We start from the raw sequence: 12004 nt of genomic DNA on the forward strand, positions 1-12004 counted from the left end.
CATTAACTTTTATGTTTAATCGTTTTGCCCCCCGCCACGCAATCAGTTTGGCGCAACCGTGAAACATAACGCCTCAGCGGACCGCAATGTAGCGTGGCAAAAGCCTATATCGAGAGGTTAAAGCCACCCAATGAGCGAGAACCTGCTGAAACCTCGCGGATGTCATGCCGCCTGACCGATGAGCAGAAGCAGCATACAAATCAAAAGCGTCCGCGAAGGTGAATGCGGGTTGCTTGGAGCGGGCCGAATGGCCGCATTGTAGCGCAGCGGTTCAGATTAGCGCCCGGCAAGGTCTCAAGCCAATAGCTGCCTGAGAAGGGCTTCTGGAAGAACAGAAACACGCTGCAATTTCATCGCCATTGCCAGTGTCACGCTTGTGTCCCGAAAAGCATCCCGAACAACAACTCAAGTATTTGTAAGTCGATGAAATATAATCCAACAACCGAAGTTGTGGTGCGGTCGGAGGGCACAGCACACTGATTTCAAAAGATATCATTGCGTATCAAGCTACCGGAACTATGAAGTTTTATTGAGCTCTATCGTATCTTTTCGTCTCAACAACTCTCGACGATCTCCACACAATATTGCACAATTAGGTGGACCAGTAGGTGGACCAGTAGGGAAACTTTATGGCAAGAAACAAGCTAAGCAGTCGTGGGATCAATGCCCTCGAACCTGGAAAGTACTGTGATGGAGCAGGTCTCTGGCTTGCAAAGTCAGGATTGCAGAGCGGCAAATGGTTTCTGCGTCTCACCGTCCATGGCAAACGCAGAGAGATGGGACTAGGCGGGTGGCCAGATGTCGGACTTGCCGAAGCGCGGCAAGCGTCCAGTGAGGCTCGTCGGAAGTTGCGGGAGGGAAATGACCCCATCCGTGATCGCCAAAGGAAACGCTTGGAAGCCCAGCGCAACATTCATCTGTTTCGCGATATCGCAAGAGATGCTTTTGAGGCGCGCAAGACGGAACTTCGGGGAGATGGCATTGCCGGGCGCTGGTTCAGCCCCCTCGAACTTCATGTCCTTCCTAAAATCGGAAACATACCTGTCTCCGAAATAACTCAAATTGACATTAGAGATTGCCTACTGCCAATCTGGCACACCAAGACCGAGACTGCAAAAAAAGCTCTCACGCGAGCGTCAATCTGTATACAGCACGCTGCCGCACTAGGTATTGATGTGGACCTGCAGGCTACCAAAAAAGCACGAGCGCTCTTGGGTAAACCGCGCCAGACGACAACTAATATTCCTTCGCTTCATTGGAAAGATGTCCCCATTTTTTACGAAAGTCTCAATGATGGGTCAGTCACTCACCTCGCCCTTAGGCTTCTAATTTTGACGGGAGTTCGGTCTAAATCGCTTAGGTTTATGCGAGAAGATCAGATTGACGGCGACATATGGACGATCCCTGCAGAAAACGTGAAAGGTCGCGAAGGGAAGACCTCTGAATTTCGCGTCCCCTTGTCGACCGAAGTGATGAAGATTTTGGGCCAAGCCCGCCGTCATTCACGCGATGGCTATATTTTTCCCAGCGTTCGCAAAGGCGTCATCTCAGACGCCACAATGGCACGGTTAATGGAGCGTCGGGGCATGCAGGCAAGACCACATGGGTTTCGATCAAGCCTTAGGGACTGGTTAGCCGAGACGACAGATGCTCCTTATGAAGTTGCAGAAACAATGCTTGGGCACATCGTCGGCAACTCAGTGGAACGCGCCTATCGTCGGACCGACTATCTAGAAAAACGTCGTTCCCTTCTGGAGCGCTGGGCATCTCATTTGACAAAAGAATCCGGTGCTTCGGTTCGGCTGATAAACACATGAAAAACAAGAAACGATATCTTCCCTTGTTCGGCGGGAACGGCCAGTGGATTAAGCGTCCAGATCTATACATATTAGCCAGAATGGCCGTGAGTGGGAGCAACGATGAAGACGCACTTGAGCAAGCCTACCTTGTCATGTCTGAGCTTTCAGACAACTCTAAAGAGGGTCTAAACCGGCTTGAAACCCAAGTTGAGAAACAATTTGTAAGAAAATACCTCACAGAGCGGCGGCGCGCTGCGATGGTGCTTTTAGAATTATATCGCCTCCATCAAAGTCAACTACCCACCACATCAGCCATGGCGATTAAGTTGGTCACTATCGAGCTATTAAATGAGCAATCAGGTCGATCCGTAGAAGCAACGATCAATCAAGTCACAAGAGCATTTCGGGATTGGCGCGACACCTGCCACCTCCAACTTGCCTTGTTCATGATGGGAAGAGATAGCCTCAGCTTTGAGAACGATCCGGATCAATTCGACTTGTTCTTATCTCGGGCTAAGACCTTTGAAAAATTCATGGATCAAATCTGCACGCAAGGGAAAATCACTTGGAACCCTTGGCGTGTACCGCTAGATACCAAATCGATCCTTTTAAAGAGAACAAAGCCAGTCAGCAGCGAAGAGCTGAAAAGCATAAGTGAAATTTGAAAACCCTTTCGAAAGGGGTAGAAATAATTTCTACCCGCGACATATTTCGAAAAAATGCATCTTTGGATGGCTCATAGCTTATCATTAAGGGGCATATTTTCTCATGGTAGTTTCGCCAACTTCAAATCATACGGGCGTCGACCCACTTCTAAAAGTAGCTGAAGCAGCAGAGCTTTTCTCAATCAGCGTACCTAGCTTCTGGCGTCGCGTTGCTGATGGCTCGATTGGAAAGCCGATCAAGATTGGCGGGTTGTCTCGTTGGCCCCGCTCAGAAATTCTCGCGGTTATAGAAAAAGCGAAAGCGCAACGTGATCAAATAAATCTGAGCGGTCGCAGCAAGCCGACCTTGAGGACAGATCAATGAGTGCTCTCGCCTTGATATGGGCCGCTAATGTCAAAGGTCTGAAACCTGCGGCAAAAGTCACGCTGGTCCAACTTGCCGATTTTCATAACAAGGAAACAGGTCAATGCAATCCAAGCACAAAGCGTTTGGCTGACGATTGTGAAATGGGGCGCGCGACCCTCTTCCGTCATTTAAAGACCTTGGAAGAAGCTGGCCTGATCACGCGGCACGCAAATGGTGATGGTCGCGGCGGTCGAGGCTCAAACCAATACGAATTGCACATTGATGTTGCTCTTGGAGCCAGCTCTAACCGCACGACTAAACCTAAGAATGCTATTCGGGTTGCATCTCAAAATGATACTGGGGGAAACATCTCAAAACTTGCCGGGAAATGTCTCAAATCTAGGACCATGGCAGGCCCAAATCGAGACACGAACCTAACCATTGAACCTGAAAAAGAACCTGTTTGTGCCACTGACGTGCCCCAGTGCACAAATTTGAAATTCGAAGAGTTTTGGGAGACTCATCCAAACCCAAAGAACCGCGACCGCTCAGAAGAGCTTTTCGCACAAGCGGTCAGTGGCGGCACCGATCCCGAGGCGATTATCGCTGGTTCGAAAGCATATGCCGCCGAGAATACAGGTAACGCCAAGCAGTATATTGCTCACTCTCACAATTGGCTAAAAGCAAAACGTTGGGAGGATTTCAAAGTTGTGCCAGCAAAGACTACAGCAGCCTCCCATGCCTTGGCGTGCAAGATTGCCGAACATATTATCGGCCGCAAGTCATGGGTCGCCAACACAGTTAGCTCAAGAAAGGCAAATGAGCTTATAGCGGCAGGGCTGGTGTCCGTAAAACAGTGCAAGGCTGCTGGAATTGCGCTTTAAAAGTTCGATTTTCAACCTGAACTGCTGAGCCGCATTAAATCCATCACCTGAGATCGTTAAAAACCGACACTGGTTATCATCGCTAACCGACAGGCCCGTACACTCCAATCGACATTGCTCATCAGGTTGAAGGCCGCTTTAACCCACTTTAATCGAGGGGAGCAAAGCGGGGACCGCGGAGGCCTCGACTGTCGCGGTGGTTCCTGCATTTTACAAAGAGGTTGAGCGTTCACTACTATTTGCAGTGAATGCGTAACATAGCATTGGCCAGAAGCGCGTAGACCTCGAATATCGAAGCGTTTCTGGCCAATGTGGGATTTGACGCCGGATCTGCATAAACGTAGCTTCGTCTGACTTCACGACCGGCCCAAACCGGGCATTGCCATTGAGCCTGAGCGCCGCAGTGCAACTTTCGCAAAGCGGACACTCTAGCAGTATTCGCTTGATGGTTGTACTGCGGGTTGCTAGCGTCTTTGTGTATTTGACCTTTGTACGGATTCGACCATGTCATTGAAATCATTTGCGTTCGCAATCTCGCTCGCCACAGTCGGCCCGGCCGTGGCTCAAAATGAATCTCTGTCTGCGGAGTTGGATGATATCGGACGGCAGATGACCGAGATTGAGGCACAGGCCGCGCGCTATGACGGCGGTCTGATCCTGCCACTGATCGACGCGCGGCGGGAAGCTCTTTTGTTGGCACGCACACTGATCGAGAATCGCATCAATGCAGAAGCAGGTGGCGCGACCGTTGAAGTGACGGTCCCTGCCATTCAGCCCGATGAAGCGATGGCCGAGCAAATCCTCGGCGAAATGGCGACTGTTCAACAACGCATTGAGGAAGCCGAGCGGGAAGCTGCGACTGCTGGCGGACTTATTCAGGCGCTCACACTCAGTCGCGCGGAAACAGAACGGCTCACATTGGCACAGCTGCAAATGGGGTATTTGCAAGCAAAGTATGGCATCGCATTTCCAGTCATGGCACCCCAGGCTGCAGAGTCCGCACCAACAAGTGCGCCAGCCACCAGTGCAGCAACACCACTGCAAGACGCTCCCCTGGCAGTTGCATGGGCAGACCCTCGGTTCCCAACAATCGACTACACACTTGCCCCTTTCGAGCAGGCTGGTCGGAATGGACACCAGGTCTCCGGTTGGTGGGCAATTGAAGCGTCACGGGCGGTCGTAGATGACAGCCCGCAAATCGTTGCACTGAATCATTCGCAATTTAGACCTAACAGCTTCACCGGGCAGACAGCCCTTGTCGCGCGGTGCATTGAAGGCGAGACAGCTCTTGTGTTCGTGCAGGACGATTTCTTGATAAACGACTTCAGGCGTAACTCCTTCGAAATGACGTTGCGCATCAACGAAGAGCCCTCTCAGCAATCTAGGTGGACTAGTCTTACGAACAACAAGGGTGCGGGCCTATTCGGACGCGAGGCGGAAACATTCATTCGAACGATCTACGACGCTGAACGTCTATTCATCCGACTTTTTGAATCCAATGGCCAGCAACACGACGCGCTCTTTAAACTCGACGGCGCACAGGATGCTTTCGAAGCCGTTGCAGGGGCCTGTGGATGGACAACTCTGACGCTGTCAACGGAGGACTACGGTGCGATTCAGACCCTGCTGAATGCCGGGGGGTTTGATACAGGCACGCCTGACGGACAATGGGGGCCTGCATCACAAAGGGCCATGAGGGCCTACCAGGCATCGGTGGACCTACCCGAAACCGGCGCTCCGGACCGGGCCACGCTTGAGATGCTCGGAGTCGATAAATAGCATCAGGTAGAAAGACTGCATTGCCGAATTCATAGGCGGTGAGACACTTGTATGATCGAGGTGGAAGAGCGGCGCATGACGGCCCAGACCTGCCGTTGGCCAAATGTCCAAGCGCTGAGTTGCAGTTTCCCCGGAACAGACTTTCAGCGGGATGATCCTGGGTCGTGCAACCCGCAATTGCCAAAGGTGCTCAATACAATTGTAATCGTTAACAAGGATTGAGCTCTGATGCTCGTAATGCCCTGAGGGAGTGAATAATGGAGGCTGAGCTTGAAGGCGCACTGGCGAAGACGACGGGAAAGCACAGAGTTGCTTTGAACTGGTTCAATGAGAACAAGGGGGAGATCATTACGTGGAGCGATATCCAGGAGTTCTCCGCGGACCACAGCAGGTTAGTCAATCAAGCGAAAGGCATCTACAAACCACAATACACTGATTATGCCTTGAGTCTCCGCACCATCCAGAACGGGCCCTATCCGGACAAGGATGTCGAGTACCGTCCAGATGGCAGCTGGGTTCTGCACTACTTCCAGGAAAACCAGAACCCGGATCAACGTGACCGCGAGGCAACCAACCGTGGACTGATGAGATGCATGGAGGACCGGGTCCCGGTCGGAACCCTCGTGAAACGCAAACCTAAGCCGGGCGTAGCTTACGAAGTCCTTGGTCTCGGGCTAGTGACCAAATGGGAGAATGGGTTCTTCACTATCGATGGCTTTTCCGACGCAGGCGAAGTACATGATACCGAACAACCAGATGCTGCCCGATTACGTGCGACTAATGGTACGAACAGCGAGACATTCGACGCTGAGAATGATCTGGATTTGCGAGAGAAGACCTTGGCACAGGTTGCCAGGCGGAGAGGCCAAGCGGCCTTCAGGACGGCTCTCCTAGAAGCCTATGGCGGCAAGTGCTGTGTAACGCGTTGCACCCTGAAGGACGCACTGGAGGCCGCTCATATCGCCCCCTACCGTGGTGACCACTCACATCATGTTCAGAATGGTCTTCTATTGCGGTCCGACATCCACACTCTCTTCGATTTAGGGTTGTTGGTCATCACAGAAGGCTACCGTGTAAAGCTATCGACGGCAGCCCTAGAAGACGACAGCTACGCTAATCTTGAAAGCACGCAGCTTTTATTGCCCGGTGATCAGACACACTATCCAAGTCTGGATGCACTCGGGCGTCACCGAAAATGGGCTGGAGTTTAATTACTGGGGGGGGGGCGTTGCCGGATCAGCCAAACACGGCACGATGTAGCCTGCATCATGCGAGGAAGTCAGCGCTGTATCGAAAGCTGGCGGGTAGACGTGACTATCACGGCCATTTTTGGACCGAAGGACTAAACATTCATGCATGCTGCAGCATTTGACAGTTTGGGCTTTCAGCCGACTTACGGTTGTGGAAATTTCAGTCAGCTCAAAAACGAGGCAATGTCAGCTTCCGGCTTTTCGACCCGGCTGTTTCGCACATGTAGCGAATGTCCGGTTCCCGCATTAGCGTAGATCGACGCGAACGGCCCAAAGCCGACATCTGCAAGGAGCGTCACATGCTGAAGTGCGGTCCGTAGAACCAGACATTCGCTGCAACTGCAAAATTGGACCGGCCACGACCGACAATGCCGCCCGAAGTGTAAGTTCATCAGATATTGTAGCTGTGATCACAAGTTGGTGGCCCATACGCCACAAAACCGTTAAAGCTTTGGTGCTAAATTAGGGACCCAAAGGAACTGAATAAATCAAATGCAAGACCGTTACGCCGGAGATGTTGGTGACTTTGTAAAGCTCGGCCTACTGAGAGCCCTTTCACCGGGACGTCGGTTGGGCGTTGCTTGGTACCGGTACCCTGACGAAAGCCATAACGGAGATGGGCGGCACATCACCTATCTCGACCAACCGCAACGATACAAACACCTGGACCCAACCCTGTTCAGTCATCTTCGAAACATCACGAAAGATGCGCGTTCGATCAACTCGTTGCTGCCGGTGCTTGAGGGCGCGATCTCATTTGACGAGAGCGTAGACAGCAGTACGATATCGCCTCGTGAACGCCGTAACTGGCGCGCCGCTTGGTTCACGCGTGTGGCAGATAGGCTAACCCCGTGCGACCTGGTATTCGCGGACCCAGATAATGGTATCATCGATGACGCAGATTGGCGAAGGGGGCGAGCGAAGTTCGGCAAGCAGATGCCGCTCGCAGAGGTACAGGAATTGGCCGAGGGGCGATGTGCTCTAATCTATCACCATAACACTCGGCGGCGAGGTGGCCATGATGCCGAGGTCGATCATTGGCTTCGCGAAGTCGGGATGCCGGGCTTGGCAGTGCGGGCGACCGCCTACAGTCCCAGGACATTCTTTGTGTTGAACCCCAGCGAAGAGATCGAGGCACGAGTTGAAGAGTTCTGTCGGCAATGGACTGATTTGAAGGTACATCTGCATAGAACGGGATAACATCGCTGTGCCCCGACGTTGAACGGCCCAGACCTACCGTTCACGCGCACACCAGAATGCTGCGGTGCGGCCCGCCATTGCAGACATTCGCGGCCTTATTTATCAAACGCACCAAGATTTACCCAATAATATCAGCTAGATTCCCCGCATGGAACACACAATCTTCGGACTGATCAAAAAGCGTGGCGAGATAGCAGGGCAGCATAAGCTGGCACTAAAGGCCGCTGACACCCTCAAGGCCGATCTGGACGCCATAGACCGTGCGCTGGTGCTGTGCGGCTATGAGGACGATCCCAAGGGCATTGCACCGCGTGGCAAGTACAAGCAGCTATTCGGGCGCAATGAGTTGAAGCTGACCATCATCAACGCGCTACGGGTTGCACCTGTGGATGATGAAACGATAGCAGCGCAGATCATCGCGGCGAAGGGCTGGGGCGATGATACCCATGCCGATGTGCTAAAGCGGGTGCGTCACGCGCTGCAAAGGGCGCAGAAAGACGGGCATGTGGTACAGGACTTCGGGCCAGATGGGTGTTTGTGGAGGCTGGCCCATCGCTGATTTAACAAACCAGACCTGCAAAAGTACAACAATTCAAAACCATACCTTGTGCCTAATTTAGATGACATACTATAAGTTGTGCACTCGAGCCTTTCTGTTGCTCAGAATGTTACAGGATTTACAGAAGCGTTGACAACCGTAAACGCTTTATTAGATAAGTGGGTGTAAGTTGACAGAACGCAAACGACAGAAATCGAGACGATCTAAGCCGCAAAAACCACCGACACCAGATCAAGCCAGCCCCATCATATCCCCCCGCCCCAAGCACCCCAATAAGCATATCGAAAAAATCAGTAACAGAAGCGGAAAGCCGTGGGTGGAGATTTATACCGCCCGGTAAAAGCGCTCACGTTTGGGGCCGTCTGTTCTGTGAGCAAGCTGACCGTGATGGTTGCAGGGTGTCTGTAAACTCTACGCCAAGAGTGCCGCAGGATCATGCGGCAACGATTTTGAAGAAGATAGCCAAGTGTCCACACGTTGAAGGAGGGCAAGATGAAAACTTATGAGTTCACATTTCTCGTTGATGCCGACCCGCATTCAGACGATTTTGAAGATCGATTCATTGAAGCGGGTTGTGATGACGCAACCTTCTCCCTGATCCGCGGTTCTGCTGCGCTCAGCTTCGACCGTAGCGCCGAAAGCCATAAAGAGGCTGTATACTCAGCATTGATTCAAATAAAACAAGCTGGCTCCAAAATTACCAGATTTGACCCTGACTATCTTGTGAGCGCTACTGAAATTGCCGCGCGAAGCGGCCTCACGAAAGCGGCCATAAACCTATATGGCAACGGTTCGCGGGGAGAAGGCTACCCAAAGGCTTCTGTTCGGGTGAGTACAACTAGCCCATTGTGGGATTGGGTTGATGTGTCCAAATGGCTTATGGATCACGGAAAAGTGAGCGCAGAAGTCTATCTTGAGGCGCTGAATTCTAGGATCATAAACCTTGGTGCCCAAGTTAATCACATGGCAAATAAGCAGGTTTTTGATATTGAGGCGCAACTTCTGGCAGCTTGATCTTTCAGCGGAGCCATATTTCAAGCCGCGCGCTGCCAATAGCCTTTCCAGTTACGAGACACAGGCGCGTCCATCGCATTAGACACAACGATGTGTGCCGTTGTCGGTGCGGCGGTTGTCTTCCAACCATGCGGAGTGGTTCGCATACTGGTGCAGGTACTTCGGGGATACGCCGTGGTGCTGGCCTTGGATCATGTTGCGCAGACGGGAGAAGAAGCTCTCAACCATGTTGGTGTGCTTGCCGTGGTCGCTGTAAATCTCGGAGTGGTTCACGCGGTCCACGTTGTAGCCCATGTGCAGCGCATCCCAGTGGCTTGCTTCATCTGCTGACATGGTTGCCATGCGCGATACGTTCTCTTGTGCCAGCGCTACGCCTTCGCCCTCATGCTCACCTACGAAAGGCAGTACACGACCTTCACGCTCACGCAGAGCGATCACAACGCGGCGTTTGCCCGTCTGGTGCTTCTTGAGGCGACGATCAACGCGCTTGGCCTTCTCGTAGTGTGGGCGAATGTGGCCACCAAAATACGCGCCATCAGCCTCAGGCCAACGCATCTTGCAGAACGTCTCATACGCAGCGTCTTCGCCAGCTTTGTAGATGCTGCGAAGGCTGAGTGTGCGAGATGCCGCTGAAAGAAGAAAGTGCTGTGCCATTTTGTCGTCATATCCTGTGCTTATGCACCATATATGATGAGATTGATGCATCAAATAAAGTGCTATAGCACGTTAAGTGATGATATTAGCATTTTAGGACGTGATATGCCCGAAAGAACTGACTGGGAAGAGCGTGCAAAGGGTATCCTTCGCGCAGAAATGGCGCGAAAGGGAACAACCTACGCGCAGTTGATTGACCTACTCGCGGAAAAAGGAATCGAAGACAACGAGCGGAACCTGCGCAATAAAGTAAGCCGAGGGAAATTTACCGCAGGATTTTTATTACAATGCCTTTCCGCACTTGGATGTACGTCTTTGCAATTATTGGAATAATAGCGGCTGCATCAGTTTCCGCTCAAGATGCGGATACCATCCTCGAACAACAGCCAATGGCTAAAGCCGGGCAGGAAAATGCCGCTAGCGACAGCAATGAAGCATCCGAGGCCGACATAGCAACTAGCCCTGAAATATTGACCGCTATCGAAGGGATCGAAACCGCGATACGCGACCTGATAGCCGAAGAAGATAAGATAGAGGCTGATCGCCAAAGAAACAACGAAGACAGGGACCTTAATGCGCAAGAAGCCATGGCTAGTTGGGCGCGGTGGATGTTCTGGGCTACTGTGGGAACTGCCGTAGTTACTCTGCTTGGTTTGGTCTTGATCGGCTTCACTCTCAGATACACGCGCAAAGCCGCCGAACACACCGAAGGAATGTTGAGACAAGCCGAACGGGCCACAATTGCCGCAGAGGGGGCGGTGGATGCCACCCGCGACATCGGAGAAAAGCAAGTCAGGGCCTATCTTCACGTCAAGAGCGTGGAGTTTGTTGTCAGTGGTGACGGTATTGGGGCAAGGATTTTGATAGCAAACGCTGGCCAGTCCCCTGCAATTGGATGCTCCGCAAGGATTAAGATTGAAATCGATGGGAAGGCGGAGGAGATTTTGAAAATGCCGCTGCCCAATATAGCGGCAAATTCTGAGGCTCTCAGGACTATAGAGCCATTCGGACGTAAATCTGATTCCCTCTTGTTCGGAAACAGATACACTGCTTTCGTGGAGGTTATTGGCAAAGATGTTTTTGATGCTGAAATAGGAGCTACCTCTATGCGGACAGCCCACATCAAGAACGGGCCAAAGTCTGGGCAGTTTTATGACCTTATCGATGCTGAAGGGTTCTATCCTGACGCAGCCGTAAAGCTTCTCGTTAACCGAGGTACTTCCAAAAAGGATAATGACGGATAGAGCCAAAACCCTAATCATCGCTCACACCCCGCTTGGTGCGTTTGATACATAAGGCCGGACATTCGATGCGCCAGCAAAATCAGATGGTGGGTGAATTCACAGACTGCGGGGCAAAACAGACCTTGGACATCTCAACTTGTAAGGCGGCTATCCGATAAGGAAAGTTATTCTTAATTGTCATCGGGCTCTTCAGTTTCAACACTTCCAGGACTTGTACTGGTTTCTTGGTCTAAAACTTGGTCAGCTGTGGTCGGATTGACGTGTAACTGCGTTCGGTCCAGAACGGCATTCTCCCCACTGGTGTTCGATACTTCTGTGGGCAGCGGTAACAAAGGCCCAGAACGGAAACCGAAACTTAAAACGCAACTGACTATCAGTAGAGCGACGATTAGCATTCCATAGAAGATGTCCATTTTGGTTTTAGAATGGATAGTTTTACCAAAAATCCACAGAGTAAATGGGCTCTTTTCTGAGCTACTCCCTAATTGTTGGACAGTATCTGGCGTAGATTAAGCTACTCTTTGCACCTGCTGATCGGGTTTGGGTTCTGCCATTCGCTGCCAATAGATCACAGCGGGTGGTTTGCCGCCAAGTGCGGAATGCGGGCGGT

11 protein-coding genes and 1 pseudogene are annotated in these 12004 nt (G+C 51.8%); 11 read left to right on the forward strand and 1 reads right to left on the reverse strand.

The features are described from left to right. The first annotated feature begins 629 nt into the window (after positions 1 to 629). The 9 genes from ABJM03_RS02575 (at position 630) to ABJM03_RS02615 (ending at position 9496) form a co-directional block, all read left to right on the forward strand. Positions 630 to 1817 carry an integrase arm-type DNA-binding domain-containing protein gene (locus ABJM03_RS02575; protein ID WP_348415322.1) on the forward strand — a complete coding sequence of 396 codons (1188 nt, stop codon included), beginning with the start codon at positions 630 to 632 and terminating at the stop codon, positions 1815 to 1817. Continuing rightward, positions 1814 to 2464, forward strand: coding sequence for a hypothetical protein (locus ABJM03_RS02580; RefSeq protein WP_348415323.1), 651 nt, complete (start codon positions 1814 to 1816; stop codon positions 2462 to 2464). Before ABJM03_RS02575 ends, ABJM03_RS02580 begins: the two co-directional genes overlap by 4 nt. Positions 2465 to 2567: 103 nt before the next feature. Then, on the forward strand, positions 2568 to 2828 hold the full coding sequence (locus ABJM03_RS02585) for a helix-turn-helix domain-containing protein (protein WP_348415324.1): 261 nt from the start codon (positions 2568 to 2570) through the stop codon (positions 2826 to 2828). Next, positions 2825 to 3694 (forward strand): helix-turn-helix domain-containing protein, encoded by an 870-nt coding sequence (locus ABJM03_RS02590; RefSeq protein WP_348415325.1) that lies wholly within the window; start codon positions 2825 to 2827, stop codon positions 3692 to 3694. The genes ABJM03_RS02585 and ABJM03_RS02590 overlap by 4 nt, the downstream gene beginning before the upstream one ends. Before the next feature lie 504 nt (positions 3695 to 4198). Beyond that, entirely contained in the window at positions 4199 to 5473 is a 1275-nt protein-coding gene (locus ABJM03_RS02595) for a peptidoglycan-binding domain-containing protein (RefSeq protein WP_348415326.1), read from the forward strand. A gap of 257 nt (positions 5474 to 5730) precedes the next feature. Beyond that, positions 5731 to 6684, forward strand: coding sequence for an HNH endonuclease (locus tag ABJM03_RS02600; protein WP_348415327.1), 954 nt, complete (start codon positions 5731 to 5733; stop codon positions 6682 to 6684). Between the two features lie 531 nt (positions 6685 to 7215). Then, positions 7216 to 7923: a hypothetical protein gene (locus ABJM03_RS02605; protein WP_348415328.1), complete on the forward strand. Its 708-nt coding sequence runs from the start codon at positions 7216 to 7218 to the stop codon at positions 7921 to 7923. Between the two features lie 148 nt (positions 7924 to 8071). Further along, positions 8072 to 8482 carry a hypothetical protein gene (locus ABJM03_RS02610; RefSeq protein ID WP_348415329.1) on the forward strand — a complete coding sequence of 137 codons (411 nt, stop codon included), beginning with the start codon at positions 8072 to 8074 and terminating at the stop codon, positions 8480 to 8482. 492 nt (positions 8483 to 8974) lie between these two features. Continuing rightward, complete coding sequence (locus ABJM03_RS02615) at positions 8975 to 9496, forward strand: hypothetical protein (RefSeq protein ID WP_348415330.1); 522 nt, start codon at positions 8975 to 8977, stop codon at positions 9494 to 9496. 20 nt (positions 9497 to 9516) lie between these two features. Here ABJM03_RS02615 and ABJM03_RS02620 read toward each other — a convergent pair. Then, positions 9517 to 10150: pseudogene (locus ABJM03_RS02620) on the reverse strand (IS1595 family transposase). A 105-nt stretch (positions 10151 to 10255) separates the two neighbouring features. Here ABJM03_RS02620 and ABJM03_RS02625 point away from each other — a divergent pair. Beyond that, the gene (locus tag ABJM03_RS02625; protein WP_348415331.1) at positions 10256 to 10483 is read left to right on the forward strand and encodes a DUF6471 domain-containing protein; all 228 of its coding nucleotides are present in this window, start codon (positions 10256 to 10258) and stop codon (positions 10481 to 10483) included. Then, complete coding sequence (locus ABJM03_RS02630) at positions 10456 to 11394, forward strand: hypothetical protein (protein ID WP_348415332.1); 939 nt, start codon at positions 10456 to 10458, stop codon at positions 11392 to 11394. Before ABJM03_RS02625 ends, ABJM03_RS02630 begins: the two co-directional genes overlap by 28 nt. Positions 11395 to 12004 lie beyond the last annotated feature (610 nt).

This window comes from Sulfitobacter sp., from assembly GCF_039977885.1.
Taxonomy (GTDB): domain Bacteria; phylum Pseudomonadota; class Alphaproteobacteria; order Rhodobacterales; family Rhodobacteraceae; genus Sulfitobacter.